The organism is Haloarcula sp. CGMCC 1.2071 (genome assembly GCF_037078445.1).
Taxonomy (GTDB): domain Archaea; phylum Halobacteriota; class Halobacteria; order Halobacteriales; family Haloarculaceae; genus Haloarcula; species Haloarcula amylolytica.
Genome location: NZ_JAYMGY010000005.1, coordinates 180,233 through 204,660 on the forward strand (window position 1 = coordinate 180,233; position 24,428 = coordinate 204,660).

At 53.9% G+C, this 24,428-nt stretch carries 17 protein-coding genes; 12 read left to right on the forward strand and 5 right to left on the reverse strand.

Annotation, left to right across the window (positions count from 1 at the left end; translation table 11 throughout):
* Positions 1 to 603: 603 nt before the first annotated feature.
* Complete coding sequence (locus VI234_RS12440; protein ID WP_336330181.1) at positions 604 to 1,749, forward strand: alpha-D-ribose 1-methylphosphonate 5-triphosphate diphosphatase; 1,146 nt, start codon at positions 604 to 606, stop codon at positions 1,747 to 1,749.
* A 59-nt stretch (positions 1,750 to 1,808) separates the two neighbouring features.
* On the opposite strand, the gene VI234_RS12445 is transcribed toward VI234_RS12440, so the two are convergent.
* Positions 1,809 to 2,444, reverse strand: coding sequence for a DUF7344 domain-containing protein (locus VI234_RS12445; RefSeq protein WP_336330182.1), 636 nt, complete (start codon positions 2,442 to 2,444; stop codon positions 1,809 to 1,811).
* Positions 2,445 to 3,234: 790 nt separating this feature from the next.
* On the opposite strand from VI234_RS12445, the gene VI234_RS12450 reads away from it, so the two are divergent.
* From VI234_RS12450 to VI234_RS12465, 4 genes are all read left to right on the forward strand, one after another.
* Complete coding sequence (locus VI234_RS12450; protein ID WP_004515801.1) at positions 3,235 to 3,516, forward strand: winged helix-turn-helix domain-containing protein; 282 nt, start codon at positions 3,235 to 3,237, stop codon at positions 3,514 to 3,516.
* A 383-nt stretch (positions 3,517 to 3,899) separates the two neighbouring features.
* Positions 3,900 to 5,741 (forward strand): COG1470 family protein, encoded by a 1,842-nt coding sequence (locus tag VI234_RS12455; RefSeq protein WP_336330183.1) that lies wholly within the window; start codon positions 3,900 to 3,902, stop codon positions 5,739 to 5,741.
* A gap of 334 nt (positions 5,742 to 6,075) precedes the next feature.
* Positions 6,076 to 6,918, forward strand: a complete 843-nt coding sequence (locus VI234_RS12460) for a glycosyltransferase family 2 protein (RefSeq protein WP_008311681.1) — start codon at positions 6,076 to 6,078, stop codon at positions 6,916 to 6,918.
* Positions 6,919 to 7,020: 102 nt separating this feature from the next.
* Positions 7,021 to 7,956 (forward strand): DUF1616 domain-containing protein, encoded by a 936-nt coding sequence (locus tag VI234_RS12465; protein ID WP_008311680.1) that lies wholly within the window; start codon positions 7,021 to 7,023, stop codon positions 7,954 to 7,956.
* Between the two features lie 150 nt (positions 7,957 to 8,106).
* On the opposite strand, the gene VI234_RS12470 is transcribed toward VI234_RS12465, so the two are convergent.
* Complete coding sequence (locus tag VI234_RS12470) at positions 8,107 to 9,390, reverse strand: glycosyltransferase (RefSeq protein ID WP_336330184.1); 1,284 nt, start codon at positions 9,388 to 9,390, stop codon at positions 8,107 to 8,109.
* Positions 9,391 to 9,540: 150 nt separating this feature from the next.
* Here VI234_RS12470 and asnB point away from each other — a divergent pair, with 150 nt between their 5' ends.
* The 7 genes from asnB (at position 9,541) to VI234_RS12505 (ending at position 19,724) form a co-directional block, all read left to right on the forward strand.
* Positions 9,541 to 11,430: an asparagine synthase (glutamine-hydrolyzing) gene (gene asnB, locus VI234_RS12475; protein WP_275039413.1), complete on the forward strand. Its 1,890-nt coding sequence runs from the start codon at positions 9,541 to 9,543 to the stop codon at positions 11,428 to 11,430.
* A gap of 124 nt (positions 11,431 to 11,554) precedes the next feature.
* The gene (locus VI234_RS12480; protein ID WP_049943008.1) at positions 11,555 to 12,745 is read left to right on the forward strand and encodes a glycosyltransferase family 4 protein; all 1,191 of its coding nucleotides are present in this window, start codon (positions 11,555 to 11,557) and stop codon (positions 12,743 to 12,745) included.
* Between the two features lie 235 nt (positions 12,746 to 12,980).
* Positions 12,981 to 14,771, forward strand: a complete 1,791-nt coding sequence (locus VI234_RS12485) for a hypothetical protein (protein ID WP_336330185.1) — start codon at positions 12,981 to 12,983, stop codon at positions 14,769 to 14,771.
* A gap of 60 nt (positions 14,772 to 14,831) precedes the next feature.
* Complete coding sequence (locus VI234_RS12490) at positions 14,832 to 15,788, forward strand: glycosyltransferase family 2 protein (protein ID WP_049943007.1); 957 nt, start codon at positions 14,832 to 14,834, stop codon at positions 15,786 to 15,788.
* 113 nt (positions 15,789 to 15,901) lie between these two features.
* Positions 15,902 to 17,098 carry a sulfatase-like hydrolase/transferase gene (locus VI234_RS12495; RefSeq protein ID WP_336330186.1) on the forward strand — a complete coding sequence of 399 codons (1,197 nt, stop codon included), beginning with the start codon at positions 15,902 to 15,904 and terminating at the stop codon, positions 17,096 to 17,098.
* 76 nt (positions 17,099 to 17,174) lie between these two features.
* Positions 17,175 to 18,356: a glycosyltransferase gene (locus VI234_RS12500; protein WP_336330187.1), complete on the forward strand. Its 1,182-nt coding sequence runs from the start codon at positions 17,175 to 17,177 to the stop codon at positions 18,354 to 18,356.
* Between the two features lie 69 nt (positions 18,357 to 18,425).
* Positions 18,426 to 19,724, forward strand: a complete 1,299-nt coding sequence (locus VI234_RS12505) for a hypothetical protein (protein ID WP_336330188.1) — start codon at positions 18,426 to 18,428, stop codon at positions 19,722 to 19,724.
* Between the two features lie 43 nt (positions 19,725 to 19,767).
* Here the strand turns inward: VI234_RS12505 and VI234_RS12510 are convergent, their stop codons facing one another.
* The 3 genes from VI234_RS12510 to VI234_RS12520 all read right to left on the reverse strand — a co-directional run bounded on the left by VI234_RS12510 (position 19,768) and on the right by VI234_RS12520 (position 24,377).
* The gene (locus tag VI234_RS12510; protein ID WP_008311664.1) at positions 19,768 to 21,027 is read right to left on the reverse strand and encodes a hypothetical protein; all 1,260 of its coding nucleotides are present in this window, start codon (positions 21,025 to 21,027) and stop codon (positions 19,768 to 19,770) included.
* A 12-nt stretch (positions 21,028 to 21,039) separates the two neighbouring features.
* Positions 21,040 to 22,668, reverse strand: coding sequence for a carbohydrate-binding domain-containing protein (locus tag VI234_RS12515; protein WP_336330189.1), 1,629 nt, complete (start codon positions 22,666 to 22,668; stop codon positions 21,040 to 21,042).
* A gap of 1,208 nt (positions 22,669 to 23,876) precedes the next feature.
* Entirely contained in the window at positions 23,877 to 24,377 is a 501-nt protein-coding gene (locus VI234_RS12520; RefSeq protein ID WP_008311660.1) for a hypothetical protein, read from the reverse strand.
* Between the last annotated feature and the right edge of the window lie 51 nt (positions 24,378 to 24,428).

Here is a 24,428-nt window from a genome sequence, read left to right on the forward strand (position 1 = left end):
TGACGCTAAAAACTTCGGTTTCTGAACACGCAAACACCATGCTGGTGGGTGGGGTGACGTCGCCGGAGTATGTCACTGTACTATGCTGTAATCTTGTTACTACTGGCTCTCTTCTTCAGCTAGTGCTATTATACTCTTTCTCACTATGGAAAAAATAGAAAGAAATTACTGCTCAAACGCACTCGTTCAAACAGTTAATACGGTATTATGCGGGTAGGTGTATCCTAATGGATATGAATCCGCCAGAATTACCCGCAAATTGTCTACTCTATGAAGGTATTATATAATCATAACTTAGAAATTAGGTTAGGCTGACATTTGTATGTACTATTTGAAACACTGCGTAGGTTTAAATCCCCTGGATTGGGGCTCTATTCAAACCCTGAGAATTGTTGGAGTGTCCTAGGTTCGTCTTTAGCAACTGATAGTGACGATTGACGGCCTCGTCTCCCATTATTTCATTAAGCACACCAGCTACGGCTGTCAATTACATATAAATATGTACTCTATATCCGACTGTAGCATAGCCGTAGTAAGCGCATATTCATGTTTTGGGAAGTCGATTGTAAACACATTGGAAAATCTTACAGGGTGCCAAGCTGAATGAAAAATACTGCAAATCGAACATTAATCTCGGGAGGCACTGTTGTTACGCCGACCAGCGAAATTGAGAACGGGACAGTAGTATTCTCTGATGGAAAAATAGTCTCGGTGGAAGCAGAATCTCATGACTCCCCGGACATTGATGCGACGGGGAAGTATGTCCTACCTGGATTGGTTGATCTTCACGGTGATGATATCGAACGGCACCTATTTCCGAGAGCTGGTGAGCGCGTCAACACGACTGTCGCTCTGGACCGATGTGATATTGCCAATGCCAGCGCGGGAGTTACGACAAAGTATCATGCCATTGCGTTCGAAGACGTCCCAGATGATAACCGGAGTATCGAATTAGCCCGTCGCTTGGCCGAGCATATCCGAGATTTCAACTGCGAAACCGGCGCCAGGGTCGATAACAGACTCCATATGCGGTGTGAACTCACCAACGAAACGGCTGTCGACGCCGTCTCGCAAGAAATCCAATCAGGGGGAGATCTCGTCTCCCTTGTCTCACACATTCCCGGAACGGGCCAGTTCGCTGGCGAAAATACACTTACACAACGCTATAATCTTCCGGACGGGGTCTCAGAGTCAAGCCTTCAGACCCTCGAAACACGCCGCAATGGTGTCTCCGAAACAGAAGTAATCTCTCGCGCACGAGAGATTACAGAGCTAGCAAGCAATAGAAATATCCCAGTCGCCTCACACGACGATGAAACCGTTTCGAGCGTGGACAACGCCGCTGCTATCGGGGTAGACATAAGTGAATATCCGCTCTCCCACCGTGTTGCCCAGCGGGCAACCGAGTTAAACTTGGCCGTTGCGATGGGTGCGCCGAATGTGGTTCGCGGTGGGAGTCTGTGGGACGGGCCCGATGCGTCTCAGGCAATCAAAGACGGTGTTGTCGACATTCTCTGTAGCGACTTTCGTCCGCAATCACTGCTTAGCTCTGTTTTCATCGAAAACGGTGACCCTCTCAAAGACCGGGTGTTACGTGTCTCTACTGCACCAGCTGCCGCTGCCGGCCTGTACGACCGTGGCCGATTGGAGTGTGGAGCAAGGGCCGATCTGATTATCGTTGATCCAGACCCGGTTCCATCGATAGCACGAACATATGTTGCCGGCGACGAAGTGTATCGCTCTGGATAGCCTACTCGTGACGCGTACTGCGTAAAAACTGCGCGCGGAACCAAACCGTTCTTATCGGGCTACTCGCTGTCCGGCTCTTCGCGCTCAACTGACCAGTGATACACCGAACATGCGCCTGCAACACCCACTACCAGGGAGAGCAGACCTAAGACCATGCTCCCGGGAAGTGAGAAGGCGACAGAGGCGGCTAGGACCATCGCACCGAGCACCGAGACGGCCGCGTAATACTGATACCACTGTCGGCCCTCCGCCTCTTCTTCAGAACGGTTGAGGTACTTTTCGAAGTCGTCAGCCTTCTCGGTAAGGGTTATATGCCCTCGGTCTTGGTTAAAATCGACGACACCGATGTCGTCCATCTTCGGGAGATGGCACTGGTACAGTCCTACGTACACGCGCTTGCGCTCACTTGATGTCAACGCATCAGTTGTGGTCTCGTTCTCGATGGCCGCGACGTGTTCTGCGAGTTCTCCAAGAGAGACCTGTTCGCCTCGTTCTCGAAGAAAGTGGAGGACCTCTCTGCGGCGGCTGTTTTTCAGTATTTCAAAAATAACGTCTAGAGATGCACCTGAGTCGTCCTGCTCCTGTGACGTCGCTTGGTCCGCACTGCTTTCTTTCCCTTTTGGCGATGGGACAGATTCGTCGCTTAGTTTATTATTCGGTTCTGCTTTCGTTTGTGCGGTGTCTTTGACTCCCATATTTACCCACTTCCTGTGTGCTGCGACATCGTCCACCCGTCTGGAATCGCGCTCACACAGCCCCCCGGCTGTATCGACGGAGCGTTACGCTGTCAGCCAGCATTTCAAATCAACATCACCTTGCCACTTAATACTTTGTTATGTAATCGATTAGATAATTTTTCTTTGGTTACCGCCGGGGTAGTCAGTAGTTGTTTGGGTATTCCGGGAGTAACAGTGTTCTTTGAATCAATTTTCGGTGATCGATAATAAATGTCCGCTACAGTGTATGTTGAGATACGCAAAATACGTAGACTACCCGTAAAAACGCTGAGGCACTCCTCTGCTACGGTTACACGTCATTCACTTCCTCGAAATCGCACAGGGTAAATCGTAGCGTATATGGACCGTTTCTATCAGTCATGCAAGTAACGCAATCTTATCAGTATCAATTAAACAGCTATCTGGACCGCACAGAGGTCCCTGAAGGAACGAAGTCCTCGATAAGATGCTCTTCTGGGTTATCGTCGGGAATTGGAGCCTTACGATCTCCACGGTATCTGTTGTTGATCGGTTGTCGCCTGATTGCCGAACACGTAGGTGAAATGCGCGGTATATGAATTGAGCGGAAGAGCGATATTACTCACCACATACTCAGTATGCAGGGTACTCAACCGGAATCGTGTATGGCTACGAAGCGAGACCAAGAGACACGAGCGAAACAATTAACCACAGGCACATGGAATATCACTGTACACGAGTTTGTGTCCAAAGAAGGTAGCTGGTACACTCGTGCATACGAATAGATACGATGGCAGACTTTGATCAGTGGGACGAAGTGAGCTACGTAATCAGTTCACGGTATCGAGTCGAGACTCTCCGCCGGTTGTCAGAAGGCCCTGCGACACCGTCGCTAATTGCGGACGACAGGGAAATGAGCATTGCTCACGTTTCGCGCGCCCTACAGGAACTCCGTGAGTCGGAACTGGTTGACCTATTAGTTTCCGAAGATCGGAAGAAAGGGCGCGTGTACGACATCACTGAGAAGGGTGTCGATATTTGGGAAACAATCGAACGGAAGAACATGGCGTAACTGTCGCGTCTCGGCCTCGAACTGATAGGATTGCACAGTCGCGTCGACTTAGAACCATCTCTCTCCCTGTTTTCGATTCGAATTGAACTTGTAATTTGATGTGGGTCTCTCGCGTATGCGATATTCCATTACACCACAAGGTGGTGTGCTTTCCATAGATTCAGCTAACGGTAGTCGTTAAACTGAGGCGCCAACGAACGGTATCGACTCACTACGACTATGGCTGAAAGCTCCACTTTGGGGGACGTGTCTGGTGGTAAACGTATGCTACCCATTCTGAGACCTCCCTGTAGAAATCCGCTCTTCGATATTGAATGCAAAGAGTGTCTAACGGTGGGTATAGCAGCCGTAACAATAATGATTTGTAACATACCTGCGTACGCATGTTGTCCATAGGCTACGGAAAGTTACTGATTGGGTGCGTCGCTGGACTGTTACTCATTGGAGGTGCTACGCTGGGGCTTGGAATCGGTGGTTTCGCCGATAGACCGGCAAATACGGAGACCACTGTGAGCGAGGACGAACTGGAGATACGCACTGTGCAGTCTCCGACCGAAATTCGGCCGGATGAGCCGTTGCGTGTGCATATTCAAATCACAAACGCGGGGTCGGAAACGACAACACAACAAGTAGCGCTACGATTGAACAGGGACGGACAGTCTCCTGAAACGGTGGCAACAAAACAAGTCGAGGTTGCGGCTGCAGAACCGACGGACGTGACGTTCGCTGTCGAACCTGACCAAATCAGTCCCGGGGAATACACGTACGCCGTTGCCGTCGGTGAGTCATCGTCCCCGGAGTCAACTGGGAATGTGGCTGTCCTCACCCCGCCTACGTTTGTCCTCGCCGATACCACTGAAAACGCTACAATTGTCCGTGGAACGAACGCCTCCATCCGAGCAAACCTGACCAATGTCGGTGCATATCGTGGCGTCCAGACAGTGCGAATCGCTGTCGATGCGGACCAAAACGGCCAGTACTCCGATGCTGAAACGCTGAACGAGAGTGTCCACTCGCTTGCGGGCGGCCAGAGCCAGATGAGCACTGCCACGGTCCGAACTGCTGATCTGGAGCCTGGCCGATATCAATACAGGGTCGCCACCGAAAACACGACAACGACCGGAACACTCCATGTCCAGCAACCGGCGACGTTCCGTGTGCAGAACACGACTGCACCGGCCAACGTAACGAGGGGGGAAACTGCCAATGTCTCAGCAGTCGTCGAGAACGTTGGTGACGTGGACGGGATCGACAACGTCACGCTACGGAGTAATTCCATGAACACCACCTATTCCCGCACCGTTTCACTTGCTGCCAACGAAACGACAACGGTGTCTATTGATGTGAATACGACGAATTTGAGCCGCGGGACACACAACCATTCGCTTGGAACTGCTGACGACATAGATACCGTCTCGATGACGGTACAGGACAGTCATTTCGAGGTGTCGGATTTGGCTGGACCGAATGTCCTGTACGTCGGTGATACGGCTGTGTTCTTCGCGGACGTAACGAACACCGGTGAAACCACCGGAACTCAATCGATCCAGCATCGTATCGACAGCGATGACGATGATCGACCGGAAGCCTATGGAGTCGACAGAAATGTCACGCTCGCACCCGGCGAGTCGACTCGCGTTCGGTTCGAGGTTGAATACACGGTAACCGACTCGACGGATTACCCCGTAGAACCACTGAGTCTGCAGACGTACGTCTATGGCATCTACTCAAAAGACGCGCGGGCGTCAACAGCTATGTCGGTCAAGCCGTCATGGGCAAAAGACGGCGGGTCCAGCGGTTCCGACGGAAGTACCAGTGTCTCTGATGGTGACCGCGCTTCGCTTGATGAAATAACCCAGGACAAGTACGGACGCTACTATAATGAGGTGAGCGGTGAAACGAAGCGCCAGATCGAAGAGATTCACGAACGCCAACCGTTCGCGGACAGTCTTGCGGCCGTAGAGGTGCGGACGCGTGAGGAAATCGCCCGGCAAGAGTACGGGGCCGATGTGAAAGCTGGGGAGAAGTTTAATTTCACAGGACTAGAAATCGAAACCCAACAGAAGGTCGAAGCGGACTTCGATGCACAGTTCCAGACTGATTCCGGTGACCGAATCGAGTCCTGGGACGAACTGGCCAACGACACGTACGGGAAGTCGTACGAGAACCTAACCGATAGTCGTCAGGCGGACATCAGGACGACGTATCAGGATCAATTCGAATAACCACTCCCTCTAACAGTAGTAATCGCCGTACGTGGGCGCTTTTCGGAATCGGCCTAACGAGATATTTATCGATCCGACAGTCCACTGTATATGACCGCTAACCCTGGAAAGTAAGGAATAACAATAGATCGATTTGTCCAACATGGCGACAGAGAGGGCCCTATTGGTGGCCGGTGAGCGGCCCTACGACCTACCATGACTATCACTGAATCAGAGGTTGCTATTGGCGCGTGGGTCTGGCATGAAAGCCGACCCGAGATGAGTAGCTCCCTTTTCGGTAACTCTGTGCGTACCGTAGCGGACCCATTCCACTCACCAACAGGGGGGACATAGAGTGTATAAAGGCTCGACCGTCGGTGTCGTCGTTCCGGCACACAACGAAGAGGGGTTCATCGGTGAGGTCGTCGACTCACTTCCGGAGTACGTCGATCAGGTGTTCGTTATCGACGACTGCTCGACAGATGGCACATGGACCGAAATCAAGGAATACGTGGATACTGAGGTGAAACACGCAAGTGTGACTGGTGACTCCGCACAACAAATAGTTGTCGCCGACGGGGCCGGGACAACGGTATCTGAAAGCCAGACGTTTCTCGATAAGCGGATCGTCCCAGTCCGTCATCAGACTAACGGCGGTCGCGGGGCTGCCGTACAAACCGGATACGAGCTAGCGCTTATGAGCGGCATGGATACGGTTGCAGTCCTTGATGGCGACGGCCAGATGGATCCGAACATCCTCGATGAGATACTCGACCCAGTCGTTGAGGGGGATGCGGATTACGCGAAAGGCAACCGCCTCATATCGCGACGCCACTGTACTCAGATGTCTAACTGGCGGCTATTCGGGAATGCGCTCCTCACGATGCTGACCAAGATTGCGAGCGGACACTGGCAAATGCGCGACCCACAGAACGGATACACCGCGATTTCTGCGACGGCGCTTGACCAGCTCTCGCTGAACGATCTGTTTGACGACTACGGATTTCTGAACGATATGCTAATTCACTTAGATGCGAATGGGATGACTGTTCAGGACGTACCGATGGAAGCACTCTACGGCGACGAGTCGAGCGGGATTCGATACGGCTCGTTCATTCCGAAACTATCGATTCTGTTACTTCGTGGGTACGTCTGGCGGTTACAGCAAAAGTATCTCTCCCGAACAGAATCAGAGTGATCACTCTGAACGGTTGGATATCGTTCTTTGACACCACATTCGACACCGTCAATGACCGTTATGCAGTTTTTACTTATCATGGCGTAGGCGTGAGCGGAACTTATGGGCAGGTGGTCGGATACTTCGCCAGCGACTGTCGATTTGCTTGTTACCGGGGGGTACACAGCGGTTGTACTCTTCGCAACGCTGTCGTCTCTTGAAGGGGTGCTCCTCGCGGCCGTCGCGTTACCCTTCTTGCTGTTCGTCCCGGGCTATGCTGTAGTCGCGGCCCTTTTTCCAACTCGGAACCCGGAGGATGAACACCACCGGCTGATTACCACAGAACGGATGCTGTACTCGGTTGTAGCAAGTATCTGTTTGGCAATTATCGTCGGAGTCAATCTTGAGTTCACGCCCTGGCCGATTCGCCCGACTCCGGTTGTCACTGCCCTTGCTATCGTAACCGTTGGGGCAACCGGAATCGCGTGGTATCGGCGCTACAAAAGGGCACAGACGGGCCTGAGCCAGACCTCGATGCCCTTCGGAAACTCACGAGCGGCCAGCGGTGGTTCCGATGGGGAGGGAGTCCAGCTGGGGACCGTAGTTGTCGGTGTGGCGATCCTCGTGACGTTTGCCAGCGTGACGCTGGTCGCGGCTCAGCCACAGCGCGGCGAAGCGTACACAGAATTCGGGCTGCTGACCGAGAATGAGACTGGCGATCTGGAGGCAAGCGGCTATCCGGAGCAGATCGCGTTGGGCGAGCCTGAACAGATGTACTTCACCGCCACGAATCACGAGATGGAGACAACCGAGTATGTCGTCGTCGTGCAGATGGCCAGAACCGCACCGACAGGAGAGGTCATCGAGCGCATACGTCTCGATACTTACAGCAACCGGACAGCGGCTGGAGACCGCTGGCTGCAGCGTCACACGGTGACGCCGGTACTGGAGGGCGAGCGCCTGCGGTTGACGTATTTGTTGTACAGGGGAAGTCCGCCGGATCAACCCACAGCTGAGAACGCGTACCGTGAGGCTCACATTTGGGTCGACATAACGTGAGCTAACAACGACAGGAGTCTGGGAGTAGGTTTTGGACAGTTCTGATGGATGGTATAGACCGGAGCTATAGTAACAATTGAAACGATGTACACACTGATCGCACTGCCGTCGTGCGATCAGGTGTGCATTGATTTTCAATGGCTACTATAGTCACGAGGGGGTGAGCGGCTCGGATCGTTTATCGACACTATCGGTGGTCTCCACCGATACGAAATTTCGAATAAACGCTTCGTACTGGTCGATCACAGCCGCGGGAGCGAAATCGTTCGCACGCTCAATCAGCACATCGCTCGGGAGTGGCTCGTCGAGCGTCGTCCGGATGGCCGCTGCGAGTCCCTCGTCGTCATCGACATCGACGAGCGGGCCGTACTCACCATCTTTGAGGATCTCTGCCGGGCCGCTGGGACAATCGGTCGAGACGACCGGACATCCGCAGGCAAGGGCCTCGATGAGCACGGTCGGCAGTCCCTCGTGGACCGAAGACATCGCGAGGACGTCCGAACCCGCCATGTAGCCGTAAGGGTTGTCGACAAAGCCGGGAAACGAAACCGCAGCGTCGATACCTAACTCGGCCGCGAGGGTTTCGAGTTCGGCTCGCTTCGACCCGCGGCCGACAATAATCGCACGCGTGTCCGGTCGAGCGGCATGGACCCGTTCGAAAGCGCGGAGGAACGATCCAAAGTTCTTCGCTCTCTCCAGGCGTCCGACACCGAGAACGACGTCAATGTTTGCCGATTCGATCCATGGATGATCCACCGGCTTCCCTGCCCGCTCTTGGACCTCATCGACAGGGATCGGATTGTGGAGGACAGACACCTTCTCGCGGTCGACACCGACGTGTTCCACGATGCTCTTAGCGACACCTTCTGAAACGGCGACGAACTGGTCCGACTGACCGGCGAGGCGACGCTGCAGCCACTGGACGAGCTTCTCTTTCGATTCCTCTTGCATCCCGAGCGTGTTGTGGATCGTCGAGATGGCGGTAGTGTCAGCGCCCGATAGAATCTGCGAAATCATGTGCATATCGTTGGCATACGTCATCTGTGAGAAGAGTATCTGGGGAGATTGTCGCCGCAGATATCGTACGAGAGCGGGAACGCTCGCACCGATTCCTATCCCTGGTATCCTCTGTGTTCCGAGGTCGACGACGTTTACGCTTCCGGCGACATCGGTCCGGAAATCCCCCTCGTTGTACGACACGACAAGGTCTACGTCATATCCGCGCTTAGAGAGCCCGTTCGCGACAGAAACTGTCACACGCTCGGCACCACCGACTGTCAGAGAGGGAACGAAGAACGCTATCGGTCCAGTGTTTTCCATTAGTTCACAGTCTGTGTGAAAGGGCTTGTTTATACTCACCCTACGCCGATTCTCGGGACACGTTTTTGACTTCCCGCAATGCTTTGGTCGATTCGAATAGCTCGAATCGTTCATTCAGGCAGCGTAACGGCCCAGAATTTCTCTGGGGACGTTCCACAGCGGACTGACAGACCCATATAGGCAGCGTTGAGCAGAAGATAGCCCGTCTGACTCGCCCATGTAGGGAGGGTATAATTTTGAGCATCGATGTAGATTACGCGAACAATGTGTGGAATCTGTGGTCAGTATGTTCGATCTGGCTCTCCTGAAACCGACGTTCTTGAGCGTATGAACGACTGCCAGTGTCACCGAGGTCCTGACGACGATGGGGTTTTCAGAGATGGAAGTGTTGGACTTGCACACCGCCGGCTCAGCATCATAGACCCCGAGAACGGGGGACAGCCGATCCACAACGAGGACGGTACCGTAACCGTCATCTTCAACGGAGAGATCTATAATTACGGGGCTCTCAAGGAACGACTCACGTCCGCAGGACATCGATTTACCACTCAAACCGACACCGAAGTACTGGTCCATCTCTATGAGGAAGAAGGTCCAAGTTTCGTCGACGAACTCGACGGAATGTTCGCGTTCGCTCTGTGGGACAGTGAGCGAGAACGTCTGTTACTGGCCCGTGACCCGATGGGTATCAAACCTCTCGTTCTCGCCGAAACGGACGACAAGCTCGCGTTCGCCTCCGAGCTCCCATCGCTGTTCGAGAGCGACATTGACCTCGGCGGCATAGATCGGGACGCACTGGCTCAGTACTTCGCATTCGGATATATTCCGGCACCGAAAACGGCCTTCCGTAACGTTTCGAAGGTCAGACCCGGCGAGCGGATACTCATATCGGACGATGGTATCGACCGCGACAAATACCACGAGCCATCGATCACGCCTCGTGATCCCGACATTGATACCGCTGCCTCACACCTACGCTCGCTCGTCGAATCGGCGGTCGAAAAACGCCTGATGGCCGACGTTGACCTCGGAGCGTTCCTCAGCGGGGGGATCGATTCGACGATAATCGTCGGGACGATGGCACAGTTACTCGATGATCCCGTGAAGACGTTTACCGTCGGTTTCAATCAGGATCGATTCGACGAATCCTGGGCGGCACGAGAAGTGGCGTCTTTCCACGATACCGACCATCACGAGATCACACTCACAGCGAATGACGTACGCGAGTCCGTACCGGACGTACTGAATAAATTGGGGGAACCCTTCGCCGATCCGGCACTGATGCCGAGTTACGCTGTGTCTCGCGCCACGAGAAATAACGTCAAGGTCGCACTCTCTGGTGACGGTGCTGACGAACTGTTCGCCGGCTACGATAAGTACCGAGTCGAGTCCCTGTCAAAGTACTACCGAGCGCTTCCGTCCCAGATACGGAAATACGCCGTCGAGCCGGCTGTGAATGCACTACCCGCCTCACGAGGGACTGCGGTCGGCGACGCCGTTTACAAAGGACAGTGGTTCATAAATCGGAGCGGAGAACGATCTGTTCCGGAGCGTCACTTCGATTTAATGCGTGTCTCCGATGACCAAGCTATCCAGTCCGTGACGAACGTTGACCCAATCGAAGCTGGGCAGACCGCCCTCCGGACACAGCACGCCGCGATATCCCCAGAACTGGCCGATAGAGAGAGCTTGGCACGGATACAGGCTGTCGATACCCGCTTATCGCTCCCAGATCAGATGCTCATGAAAGTCGACCAGGCCAGTATGTACAACTCACTCGAGGTACGTGTTCCGTTCCTCGATACTGATGTCGTTGAGTACGCACTCAGTCTCCCAACAGACCACAAACTAACTGGCCGCGATCGAAAACGTGTGCTGAAACGAGCCTTCGATGATGTACTGCCGGAGTCTATCTTACAGCGAAACAAACACGGGTTCGATATGCCGATCGGTGAGTGGTTTAAACACGAGCTTGCTGACGAGTTCGTCTCGATGGTCCGTGCTACTGATCTGGGGATTCTCGATACCGCGGCGATTTTAGAACTATTCGATGAACACCTTGATGGAAACCACGATCACTCGCGGTTCCTCTGGACCGTCTACGTCTTCAAGCACTGGGCTGTGCGTATGCAAGAGCAGGGGGTCCTCGAATAGGAATACGGTAGCAGGTGTGACTACATACCACCATCTGGTGTCTTGTACTGGCTATAGAGGCCTATTACTCAAAAAATCGGACTATTAACTATACCCCTCTACCTGTAAGAGTCGGGCGAAATAAATGCACATACTCCGGGTCGCCCAAGACATCTTCCCTGAAACTGTCGGTGGTGCGCCATATCACATACATGCTCTGAGCCGTGATCAGGCTGCGATGGGGCACGAGGTCACCGTCTTGACTGTCTCGGAAGAGGTGGAAGAGCGAGAGGTTACTGATCAAGACGGGTATACGTTGATCAAACAACCGCCGAAGCTAGAGCTCCTCGGGAATCAGATCTTCGCCAACACTGTCGGTGATCTACGTGGTCTGGAAGACTTCGACGTGGTTCACACCCACTCTCACCTGTTCTTCTCGAGTAACGTGGCCGCGCTGTACTGCCGAATGGCCAACATCCCGATTGCAATCACATGTCACGGCCTCAACTCACAACGAGGTCCGTTCTGGTTCTCGCGTGCACACCTTCGTACGCTGGGTAAGTGGACGTATGACTCGGCCGACGTCACGCTTTGCTACACCGATGTCGAGCAATCCAAACTTCGTGACCTCGGTGTCGACGCTGACATCGCGGTTGTAAACAACGGAATCGATACCAACCGCTTCTCCCCTGCTGGACAGACCCATCCCGATATCGCGAACCAGAGCGGCCAGGCAATCGTGTTTGTCGGCCGCTTAGTCGACGGAAAGCGACCTCAGGACGTGTTAGCTGCATTCGATACGGTACGAGAGCGCTGTCCGGACGCATCGCTGTTCTTCTGTGGCGACGGCCCGCTTCGAGACAGTCTCGAATCGACGGTCGCTGACGAGGGACTTACAGATGCTGTAGAATTCCTGGGGCGGGTCCCCTATCAGAAAATGCCCTCGGTGTTCAGAGCAGCGGACCTGTTCGTCCTTCCGAGTCGGACTGAAGGCTTTCCACGGACAGTTATCGAAGCTTTAGCCTGTGAAACACCAGTTGTTGCCAGCGATCTCGAACAGACCTCGAAAATAGTCAACCAAACGGGAGAAACAGTCCAAGTTGGCAACGTCGAGGGATTCGCGACGGCGATTTCTGATTTGCTCAGCGATCAGCGCGCCCTCTCAGAACTGGGAAAACACGGCCGAGCAATCGTCACGACGCGTTACAACTGGGAAGAGACAGTGCAAGAGACAACGGAAATACTGGGCCAAGTGGCTGAAATCGGTGACTCCGTGATTCGAGACAAGACGGAATCGACCAGCAGTCCCACACCTGTGGTCAAGGACGAGATCTGAACGAATGGCGAATCGAGCCTCGACTGATTCCGGTTGCACAGTTCCACACCACTGTCGCGTTTTCGTGGCCCAATCGATATTGCGGTTCAGGTGGTCTATTGAAGCTGGTCGAGGCCTGACTTTGGTGAGGGCGTGTATCCACTGCGCGTTAGTCGCTGATTACTTAATATCTACCGTATGCAAGGCAGGGAAAGACGTGGACCTCACACTGCATCGCGAGCCAGAAGGGTAATAAATGAGTCACGAGACAAATCTCGACCGGGAGTCGTTCGACAGCTTCGAGTTCGCCAACCGTGACATACAGGAATATCTGGTCATACTCCTATCCGGTATCCTTATCCTCGAGAGTGCGCTCTTCCTGTCCATTCAACCGGTAACCGGATATGAAACTTCGCTGGTAGATGGACTGTCCCAGCTGTTCTGGTTCACTTTCTATTCGGTCATGATCGGTGGAATATTGACGCTGATAGCAGCGGCTATTACGCAAACGAGGTACTGGCGACATGGTCTTGGCCTCGTCCTTTCAAACTACGCGCTGTACTTCTTCCTCCCAAAAGCTCGCGGCTATCGGTTTTACGGACAAGGAACGGCAGATGCACTGCAACACTTCGGCGATGTTAGGGCGATTCTCGAAACGGGAACACTTCCCGGAATCTGGTATCCAGGTGAACATGTGCTGATGGCCGAGATGGCGATGCTAGGTGTCCCGATTGACGCGATGCCATACTTGGTAGCGTTGTTGTTTACGACGCTTCAGATAATCGGAATCGGAGTCCTTGTGAAGACGCTCTCGGGTAAACGGGGAAGTCTCGCGGCCGGATTAGCAGCCGGTAGCACTCTCATCTATACGACCTTCCATCTCTCAAACCACCCGGCGATGAACTCATTCATGATCGTTCCGGTCCTGCTCACGCTCACAGAACTGTACCGACGGAGTAACGACAACGAGTACCTGCTCTTGATTCTTCTGGTTGGCCTGTTCATCATCTACTCACACCCGATGACAACCCTGTTTATGCTAGGTATATTACTGTTAACCTCGGTGTATTCCGGGCTGTTCGGACGGCTTTCCCTATCGTCCACTCCGCAACTCAGTCCGCGGCTTGGTGTGGCCTTTCTTCCGCTCCTATTCGCCTGGCTCACCAATTTCGGTCAGACACGCCAGGCCATAATAAAAGTCGTTGCGGCACAGGATGATATGAACCCAGCAGCCAGAGAGGTACAACGAGCCGGCTCAGTCCAGTTTTCACCTCTACAGCTCGCCGAGAAATTCATCACTCTGTACGGCTCGACCACAATTTACTTCACTATCGCCGGGACATTCGTCCTTTTGACCCTATACTGGTTTCTCTCCGAACGGATGCGGTACGACTGGGGCTTCGGTTCGGTTCACTTCGTTGCAGGACTCGGTATCGCAGCGATCTTCCTCCTTAGCAATCTCATCGTGAAAGGTATAATAAGAGTAAACAGATACGCACTCCTGTTCGCTGCAGTCCTCGTGGGGATGGCACTCATCCATAGCGCCACCAAGCGCAACTCGGTAACCACCGTTGCTTTGACCGTACTCGTACTCCTAGGTGCCTGTCTCGCTGCAAGTGCTGCCTACGAGCCAAACCGTCACATGACCTACGCAGAGTACGATGGGTCTCAATTCATGGCAGCGAATATTGACGAAGGGGTTCCGATCCATGCAATGGATACGTCACATAAGATGGAAGCGTTCGTCTTAGGCACAAACCATCCCCGCTACTACCCACAGAGTTTCGGTATGAACAATAACTTGCCTCGGAACCTCGGCTATTTCAGCCAGGATGTTATCGCCTCTGATACGTTTGGCCGAAGTTACGTTGTCACGAAGACACACGATGTCAAACAGCACACTGCCTCGTATTATACAAAAGACCAACAGGAATATCTATTCCGATACGGTGAAGACAGTCTGGCGAGAATACACAACGATCCAACGGCAAACAAGGTTTATACCAACGGTGGGTTCACTGGGTGGTCCGTAGCGCCCCAAAATTAGCCAGCAGAGCCACGCATAGCCAGACACTAACTTTAGATGCCGCAAACCACCACCAGCCATATGCCAAATCCGCTCGTCAGCGTTGTCCTCCCGACATACAAACGACCGGACAGACTTCGGAGTGCAGCACGGAGTGTCGCAGAGCAAACGTACCCAAACATCGAACTCATCGTCATCGACGATCACTCCCCGCAGCCGGCAGCCGATACACTAGCCGGAGAGCCGCTACGGGGTATTGAAGTCAACTGTGTCCGTCACCAAGAGAACAGAGGAGCGAACCAGGCAAGGAACACAGGCATTGAGCGGGCAGAAGGCGAGTACATCGCGTTATTAGATGACGACGACGCCTGGGACTCCGAAAAGATTGCTCGACAGGTTACTGAGATGGCAGAGAGCGCTGACAGCGTCGGCGTAGTCTACACCGGCTGTGAGTACGATTACGGGGACTACACACGGGACGTTATCTTCACGGCGGAAGGGAATGTTACCAAAGACCTCCTCCTGGGGGAGTCGTTCGGTGAATTCTCGACACTGATGGTTTCGGCTGATATCATCCCACAGGCCGGGCTGCCTGACGACCGGTTTCCCAGCTGGCAAGATAGAGAGTGGCTGATACGACTCTCGCTACATAGCGAGTTTCGCGTGATCCCCGAAGTACTGACATATCGGAACTGTCCTGAGAAAGCGGACCGAATCAGCAATAACTACGCTGAGAAGCGGGATATCTCCTACCCGTTAATGGTAGAGAAACACCGAGAACTCGCTGCAGGGTACGGACGCCGGTACGAACGGGCCTTCCTCGCGTCACTGCTGTTCATTCTTGGACAAGAAGCGTTACGTTCCAGAGCATACTCTGATGCGAGAACGCAACTGCTTAAATCAGTGTATTATTGGCCGTTTCGAACCGACAGGTGGCTGTTTGCACTCGCTGCGCTTGGGGGCAGATTTAGCTACAAGCCGGCGAAAAACGCCATGAAGGCCCTCAACTCGATTAAAACTGAAACAATTACGAAATGAGATGTTTTCGGTAGATATCCCGTCCAGTCACCGGGTACTGTTTTTTTATGTGCTGTTTCATACCTCGTAGGTGTGTCTTTACTATATTGTTGTAGTAGCCACCCTCTGATAGCATGGAGATCGACGTAGAGAACGTCCTCATATACGTTGACGACGCTGTCAGATATAACGCAATTAACGATGATCTCGCGGAACTCGGGCAGACCCATAAGACGATTGCAGCATCAACACACACGCCCACGTCGTTCGGGAGTTTGTTGACCGGGCTGTTACCACCGAACAGCAACATCCACAGCTTCAAGCATTCTGTGCCTGCAAACGTCCGCTCAGTATTCGATATTGAGAGTCACGAGGTTTCGATAGCTGCTCAGGGCGGCATGAATCACAGTATTGCGGAGATGTTTGCTAATCCCCCACGGAAATCGATTGACGATGTCGAGCCACCATTCGTCCACGTTGCGCGCCGGCCCGGTGGCCACGCGCCGTACGACGGATTCGACTGGGACGACTACGAATACCGCAACGAGACCGCTCTCGAATATCTCTGGCGCGTATCGTCGGACCCGGAAACGGCGAGAAAAGACTACTACAATGGTGTAGACCGGTCGTTCGAAGAGTTCAAGCGCGTCCTCCAGACGCTTGAACGCAGAGGCCTTCGGGAAGATACCCTCGTCATCTATACCAGTGACCACGGTGAGGTCCTCGGAGAGTACGGGTACTTCGGACACACACACCTCGCGACGCCTGAGGTCGTATACGTTCCGACGTCGTTCATTCATCCGGAGCTGGACTCCTCTGGCGAGAACGGGCTCTTACACCATGTGGACATCTTACCGACGGTCACCCGTGCGATGTCCTCGCGACCTGATTTCGGTAGGGTGGATGGGAACACAGAGGGAGAGGGTCGGACGACGGGCTATACGCACCTGAACCACATTCGATACGGCTCGTTACCGGGACCCGCCGAGACGTTCGTCAGTCTCACTGGCGGGTTTGAGCGGACAATCAGGAGCCTCTGGGACGAACACGGTGGCCACACGTTCGTGGACGGACACAAAACGACATCATCGATTGTCTTTCTGGCGTTGCTACTGCAGAAACCCTTCGGTCGACAGGTCTTCCACAACAGGAAGCTTCGAGATTCATACTGTCGGTTCCTGCCGGGACATCAGGCGTATGGGGCCCCGAAGTTTACTGAGGACGAAGCGCGGGCGGAGATCGCGGATATCCTCTCCGGGGAGAGTGAGGAGACAGTACGCGACATCGACGAGGAGACGACAGAACAGCTCGAAAACATGGGTTACCTTTGAGCATGACCGTTCCCGTGAACACGGAGTCCACACCTCATCTTACAAATAGCAGACAGCCCTATGGAGTGATTCAGGAATGACAGCGGAGCGTAAGACTCTCTGGTACTTTATCGGTGCACTTGTCGTCGGTGGTGCCGAGCGCACACTCATCGACCTGGCGAACGAAGTCAACGGAGAGGAGTACGACGTCACCATCTGGACAATATTCTCTACGAACCCGCTCGAAACAGAACTCTCACCGGAGGTCACCGTTCGGTCGCTTACGGACGCTGGTCGTGTTGCGAACGGGGCGATAGAGGGCGTCGAAAGCCCGCTCGTCTATCTGTTCGCCCCGCTCAAGTTCTGTCTCGCCGCCCGTCGTGAACAACCCGATCTCATACAGTCATTCCTCTTTTACGACAACGTAATTGCCAGGCTCGCCGGCGTGTTCTGTTCTGCATCCATTATTACCGGCATTCGTGAAGTACCTAACGAGGAACCGTTCGTACGCCGCGTTATCGATCGGATGACGATCTCACTTTCAGATGTGATCGTTTCGAACTCCACAGCGGGACGGGACTACGCTGTTGAACGCGGTGCAGAGGAAGAAAACGTGGCAGTGGTCTACAATGGCCGGAACATCGAACAGTACCGAACGACAGACTCGGCGGAGCTGCGATCAGAGCTAGACATCCCGATGGGGGCCACTGTAGTCGGAACCGTCGGTCGTCTCGTCGAGCGGAAAGGCCATTTCGATCTGCTTGATGCGTGGCCGTCTATCGTCTCCGAGATACCCGATGCACATCTTGTTTTCGTCGGTGACGGTCGCGATCGGGAGAGGATGGCGGAACGGGTCGACTCACTCGGATGTGCTGATTCGGTTCATTTCCTCGGAACGCGACAGGATGTCCCAGCGCTTCTCGGTGCGATGGATGTCTTCGCCTTCCCATCTCATTACGAGGGGCTCCCTGGTGCAGTGATCGAAGCGATGGCCGCGGAGCTTCCGATCGTCGCGACACCTGTGGATGGTACTAGCGATCTGTTGGAGAATTACCGGACGGGGTTGTTCGTCGACGTGCAGGCACCCGACGAAATTGCGTGGGCCACCATCCGTCTACATCAGCACCAGCCACTCGCTGAAACGCTTGGAACCGCCGCAGGACAGCGGGCGGCAAGCGAGTTTACGATCGAATCGATGGTGGACGGGTTCGAGCGATTGTATCAGGAAATCGAGACAGAGCCCGAAGAGACCCCCTACGTACAGCCGCTGACCGGGTAACGGTCCCCCGCAAGCTTACCGGGAGAGTAACAACAGTATATTTTACTTGGTTTGTGTAAATTGACAGATATGGCTGAAGAGACGCCGAATCATAGCTACCAGCGTCCGGATCGCGGAACACAGGATTGGCATATCCCGTTGAACGAGAATTTCTCTCGTATCGATACTGAGGTCGAGATCAAGGATGCTGCCGAAAATCTGGATCAGTATCAACCAAAAGAGGGGGCCAAGTTCCTCGCGACAGATTCGCGACGCATATTTATGGGAAGCGGAGAAGAGTGGCTGGAGTTCGGAAGCACGGCAGGCCGCGCACGTTCCGTTTCGCTTGGTGAGACCAGTGAGAGAGCCACGGTAATGAGTGACGGAACGTTCATCGCCCAACCAGGACAACTACAAGACGTTATCGATACCGCATCTACTGGATCTGAGTTCGGACAGGCTCCTGCACAGACAGTCAAGATGGTCTCCGGAGAGACGTACGAAGTATCCGAGACTGTCCGGCTCAAGAGAGGTGTTAGACTGGAGTGTAATGGGGCTAGAGTCGTCCCGACTGGCGATTTTGATGTTTTCGAACTCGTCCGTGATACCGTTCTGATTGACCCGTTTGTCGATACTCGCGGCAAAAACTGGAGTTCGACACAGATTGTTATTGGTCCCGAAGACGCACAGAAGTTAGATACGGCCAACCGCGCCTGGGTAAAGGACGCGTATCTCCTTGGAGACACAGGCAAGGGTATCGGCATTCAGTTTCGTGGTGGATCGAAACCCTGCTCGATGCAGGTCGCTAATGGGACCCTCGACGGGTTTGATCGAGCAGTAGATTTCTACGCTGCTGGGGAGAACCGCGATCCGCAAGGCGACTGGTCGAACGGGAATCAGTTCTGGGGGCGGATACAGGACTTCCGGATCGGGATTAGTATGCGGTCGGACGGTGCGGAGGTGAGCGGGAATACCGTCCGCGTACAGACTCAGCCTGACCCAGAAGTAAGTGAATGGCTCTGGTACATGAAGGACGACCCCCGAGAGTCTCGCGGTGATAACAAATTCGTGATGAAAGGCAATACTGTAATGGCTTATCCGTGGGACGTATCGTCATTCAAGCAGAACAACTCATATTATTCAGAGAGTGATCGAGATGCGCCATTCTGGTTTATCGGACGTGGTCGTCGGTACGGAAATTCACTCATGGATCTGAGCGGGGTACGAGGAAACCAGTACGTACTCAACGATTCAGATACGCCCGACCGAAACGGTATCTTCACTGCACACGGTGGCTTCGTCGTTGGTACAACAGAGTTTGAGACAAACCCGGCATATCAGCGAAACGATAGCCGACATTGGCACCCGCAGTCGCGCAATGCGGAGTAGATAGTTACTCCCACGCTATTATCGCCTAAGGGCCGCTCAGACCTTAGTTCTTTGAGTCTTCGTGCCACATACGACTTTCGCTATTCCGCTGGTACGCAGGCGGGTGTGAGAACTGCCTGGTGCCGGTGACTTCGCCACCATGATAGGTAAAAATCCCGTTCCGATCTGGGTAATCCGAATTGTTAACGATATACTGGTTCCCGAGCTTTCCGGACTGGTCAACGAGTGAATTACCGTAGTTTATTCCCTCGCCGATATACCACACCGGCGGCTTACGGTCGCTACTCTCAGCGAAGGGATTGTTGTCGATATAATTGTTGTTGTCCCACGGATACACCATCATGGTGTTCCCAGACTTCCGGTACATATTGTCGTCTCGGTCGCTTTCGGATCGGGGGTCGTCCTCCATGTACCAGAGCCATTCACTCACGTCGTTGTCAGGCTGGACCATCAACTTGAAGACGTTACCGGAAACTTCGGCGCCCTCAGAGCGCTGGTTGACGCCAACACGGAAGGCTTCCAGTGAGCCGTAGAACTGGTTCCCGTTCGACCAGTCGCCCTGTCCGCTGTAATCGTCACCGCTGGCATAGAGGTCGATCGCGATATCGAATCCGTGTATTGTTCCGCTGGCGACCTGCATCGAGCAGGGTTTCGAGCCGCCCAAGAACTGGAGTCCGATGCCCTCTCCGGGAGTCCCCCAGAGATAGGCATTTTCGACGGTTGCGCGGTTCGCCAGTTCGATTTTGTCTGCGTCCGGTGCGCCGACGACGACCTGCGTCGAATTCCAATTGACCGATCGGGTGTCAATGAACGGGTCGATGAGTTGCGTCCCGCGGTACATCTCGATGACGTTGAAGTCACCTTCCGGCATGATCCGAGCGCCGTTACATTCGAGTCGGATGTTACGTTTCAGTTTGATAGTATCCGACGGGAAGTAGTTCTCCCCGGAGACGAGCTTTACAGTTCGGCTCGGTCCCTGTGCCCATGTGTGTGACTTGGACGCTTGATCGATCACGGACTGTACTTCGCCCGGCGGTGCGATGAGCGAACCGTCGTCGGCCTCGGAAACTGAGTCGTCGGACGCACTGAGGCTCCCGACGCGGTTCCAGTTGCTGCCATCGCCAATGTATACCGTGCCGGTATCGGTCGCGAGGAACTTCGACCCCGTCTTCGGTTCGTACTGGCTGATGTTGGACTCAGCGTCCCGGAGTTCGACGTGGCTGTCGAGCTTTTCGAAGTTTTCGTTAAGTGGTACGTGCCAATCGAGCGTGCCCTCCGCGGGTGTGTTGTATCGTTCTGCCATTGTTCTGTTGTATTACTGGGTACCCCCGTACCCACCCATTCCGTAGCCGTCGCTGCCGAAGTCGTCAGTGTCTGACTCCGTCATGGTCTCGGTTTCTGTCGGCGTCTCCGTTTCGGTCGGTGTCTGTGTCGCCGTCTCAGTTTCAGTCGATGTTTCCGTCTCGGCCGCTTCGCGGAATTCGAACCAGTTGAAATCAATGCCGGAGCCAACTGCTTTCACCTGGATGACGTGCTCGCCACCATCCTGGACCGTTACGTCAGGAAGCGTTGCCGTTTCCCAAGTCGTCCAGCCGCCGGTGTTCGGTACATCCACTGTCCCGATTTGCTCGCCGTCGAGGCTGAACTGCAGTTGCCTGTTGTCTCGTGTCGTCGCGACGCGAACGTCGATGTCGTATGTTCCGGCCGGCACCTCCGCGGTGTATTCGAGCCATTCGCCGTCCTCGAAATACCCAACGTTGTACTTCCCGGAATTGTCCTGCGTTTCCCGGATATCGACGTCGGAGTCCCGATAACCGAGATCGTACTCACTGCCGGCAGTAGTGTCGTGATACGACACGCCCTCGCCGCCCAGGTCGAATGCTTGTGACTGTACCCTGCTAGGAAGCGTCGGGACGCCGTCGAACGGCTGATTCCCGGCGACCTCGAACTCGGCCCAGTTGAAATCGATGCCGGACCCGATAGCTTCGACCCGGAGCACTTGCTGTCCATCGGCATCGATGGTCACGTCCTCAGCTATTGCCGTCTCCCAGGTCGTCCAGCCGCCGGTGTTCGGCACGTCCACCGTTCCAAGTTCTCGGTCGCCCAAGTGGAACCGGAGCTGTCTGTCGTCCTGTGTCGTGGCGACACGGACTTTTAGATCATACTGGCCTGGCGAAACATCAGCCGAGTATTCGAGCCATTCGCCGTCTTCGAAGTAACCGATGTTGTACTCCCCAGAGTCGTCTTGGGTCTGCCGGATGTCGACATCGGTGTCACGGTAACTGGTGTCGTATTCGTTCCCAGCGGTCGTATCGGAGTACGATACTCCTTCGCCACCCGTGTCGTAGTTTTGTGCCTCGATGCGCCCGGGAATCGTTGCTAGAGTCCCATTGTACGGTTTCTGCGCATCGACTCTATCGAATTCAAGCCAATTGAATTCTACACCGGAATCCAGTGCTTCGACGCGAAGCGTCGATTGCTGCTCGGACTCGATTTCGATGTCTTCTACTGTGACTGTCTCCCACGAGGTCCAGTCGCCCGTATTAGGGACAGCGACCGTCGTGAGGGTACGATCTCCAAGAGACAGTTCGAGTCGCCCATCAGAGAGTGCTGACGCCACTCGGACTCTAATATCGTACGTCCCCGGCGAGACATCAGTTGTGTATTCGAGCCACTCTCCGGCCTGAAAGTAGCCGATATTGTACTTTCCTGACTCGTCCTCTGTTGGTCGGATATCAACGTCAGTATCTCGGTTAGCGGAACCGTAGATATTTCCGCTAGACGTGTCGTGGTACGCCTCGCCTTCGCCACCGATGTCGAAGTTCTGGGCCTGAATACGTCCGGGAATTGCCCTGACTGTCCCTTTGTACGGTGACTGAGACTGCGTCGTACTATCCGTCGAAATGGTGAGTGAGTAATCGCCACCGCTTCGACTGACGTCCATGACTTGCAGGTAGTGTGTACTACCGGCTGAGAGTGATTCCGGCAGATACACCGGGACATCTGAACTCGCGTACGCCTGGGAGAGTAATTCACCATCCGGATTGAACAGTCCGACCGCAGCAGCACCTGTGTCTGTACCCGGTGTGAATTTAACCGCTACATTTTCGCTGTCGGGCCTGAACGCAAAGAGATCAGAGGAGCTTGGAGACAGTGTTGTTGAGAGCGGAGAATCGATGCTGAGGCTGCTGACCGAACTTGCCATACTGGTGTCTTCGGCCACCTTCGAAACATCGACTGCGCTGAGTTGTGTCGTAACTGCAGGCTCACCACCGTATCCGAATTTTGCTGCCGATCCTCCTGCGGTAGGATCACCTTTACCGGCGCATCCTGCCAAAGACGCAGCGGCAACACCTGCTAATTTCATGCACGTGCGGCGGTCTATGACGGTTGTTCCCGTCGTACTACTTTTATCTCGCGACACCTCACCACTGTCGTGCGAGCGATTCTGTTCTTCGTTGGTCACACTCCGGTAATCCCTATTTACTATTTTATTCGTTGTTACCGGTTGAATCTTGTTTGCATAACTTGCTGACCATGCGATACTTTCTTGCATACCACATTTGGAACAAATATTATAATCGAAAATGGCAGTTGGGAAACTAATACTCGTTTAGTATGGTAGCATTACGGTATCTTTGTAATGTTAGGAAGGTACTACCATCTGATATCACTCTACTTCGTGACCAGCAGATCCGCTCGATCTGAAAGTCAATCGGCCTAGGTCACCGAGTCCTGTTTCAGAGACCACGACCTCGTCGCTCAAATTCTCTTGTGGTGGCAAGATGTTCAAGCCGTTTGCGAGTAATTTTGTGGTCTCTATCAGTCCTGTCCGATTTACATGCTATTCTCAGCAATGAGTACAAGATGGCTGTCACTCACGTCTGTAGCTGTGAACCATTACAGCCTCTCGGAGTATATTCGGTTCAGCAGCCGTACTATTGGGCTGCTCATAAGATGCGGATTGACATTTGTGAATCACCTCGTGCAATACTTCGGTACTGGCATTTTCGATTGCGATGAATTCTCTCGAAAACAACCTTGTTGCTGGACCTAACGCAGAGTGTATTCAAAGGCGATATTCTCTGGGAAAATGCGTCCCACGCTCCACGCGATATTTCTGAATGAGGCTCTACTTTGGAGCGGTCTATCTCATTCCGCGGTCGGGTCCTCGACTCCGACTCGACACCGACGTTGTAGGGACTCCTTCTCGTTTGCCAGGCACGACAGCGAAATGATGGTGTCAGCGTTCAGGAGAGATGTCTGAAACGAAATGTGGTCGCCCACTCCAATCCCGCTGTAGAGCGTTCTGGATGTCCGGTATTCTATCGTTCCGGTCCGACTGAACGCTTTGGGACTGTCGTTGTGGTGGTTTACTGTGACGTGGAACCGTATCGAGTCGTACCTTTCCCGCAGGGAGGTTGCAACCTCAGGTGATATCTCTGCTGGTGACTGCCCAAGCTGTCCCTCGTGTTCGGATGAAACAGTTGTCCCGTCATCGTCAGTGACGGTGATCTCAGTCGTCTCCCCCTCGGCGATGCCGATGAACCGCTTTTGAACTATCTCACCTTGATTCACGAGCAGCAGCTGATCTAACCACCGCCCGACCTGTAAGAACGGGACGACGCCAGCAAGCACTGTTCGTCGCTTCATCGCGCTGTGCTCCTCTTTTCGCCGGGTCGATTGATTTGGATTGTCTGTCTC

Excerpts from the sequence above, each read along its gene's own strand:
- VI234_RS12505 (WP_336330188.1), top strand. The coding sequence starts at position 18,426 with ATGGCTGAAGAGACGCCGAATCATAGCTACCAGCGTCCGGATCGCGGA.
- VI234_RS12465 (WP_008311680.1), top strand. The coding sequence starts at position 7,021 with ATGGGCAGGTGGTCGGATACTTCGCCAGCGACTGTCGATTTGCTTGTT.
- VI234_RS12520 (WP_008311660.1), bottom strand. The coding sequence starts at position 24,377 with ATGAAGCGACGAACAGTGCTTGCTGGCGTCGTCCCGTTCTTACAGGTC.
- VI234_RS12480 (WP_049943008.1), top strand. The coding sequence starts at position 11,555 with ATGCACATACTCCGGGTCGCCCAAGACATCTTCCCTGAAACTGTCGGT.
- VI234_RS12440 (WP_336330181.1), top strand. The coding sequence starts at position 604 with ATGAAAAATACTGCAAATCGAACATTAATCTCGGGAGGCACTGTTGTT.
- VI234_RS12485 (WP_336330185.1), top strand. The coding sequence starts at position 12,981 with ATGAGTCACGAGACAAATCTCGACCGGGAGTCGTTCGACAGCTTCGAG.
- VI234_RS12455 (WP_336330183.1), top strand. The coding sequence starts at position 3,900 with ATGTTGTCCATAGGCTACGGAAAGTTACTGATTGGGTGCGTCGCTGGA.
- VI234_RS12500 (WP_336330187.1), top strand. The coding sequence starts at position 17,175 with ATGACAGCGGAGCGTAAGACTCTCTGGTACTTTATCGGTGCACTTGTC.
- VI234_RS12495 (WP_336330186.1), top strand. The coding sequence starts at position 15,902 with ATGGAGATCGACGTAGAGAACGTCCTCATATACGTTGACGACGCTGTC.
- VI234_RS12490 (WP_049943007.1), top strand. The coding sequence starts at position 14,832 with ATGCCAAATCCGCTCGTCAGCGTTGTCCTCCCGACATACAAACGACCG.
- VI234_RS12445 (WP_336330182.1), bottom strand. The coding sequence starts at position 2,444 with ATGGGAGTCAAAGACACCGCACAAACGAAAGCAGAACCGAATAATAAA.
- VI234_RS12510 (WP_008311664.1), bottom strand. The coding sequence starts at position 21,027 with ATGGCAGAACGATACAACACACCCGCGGAGGGCACGCTCGATTGGCAC.
- VI234_RS12470 (WP_336330184.1), bottom strand. The coding sequence starts at position 9,390 with ATGAACGATTCGAGCTATTCGAATCGACCAAAGCATTGCGGGAAGTCA.
- asnB (WP_275039413.1), top strand. The coding sequence starts at position 9,541 with ATGTGTGGAATCTGTGGTCAGTATGTTCGATCTGGCTCTCCTGAAACC.
- VI234_RS12450 (WP_004515801.1), top strand. The coding sequence starts at position 3,235 with ATGGCAGACTTTGATCAGTGGGACGAAGTGAGCTACGTAATCAGTTCA.
- VI234_RS12515 (WP_336330189.1), bottom strand. The coding sequence starts at position 22,668 with ATGGACGTCAGTCGAAGCGGTGGCGATTACTCACTCACCATTTCGACG.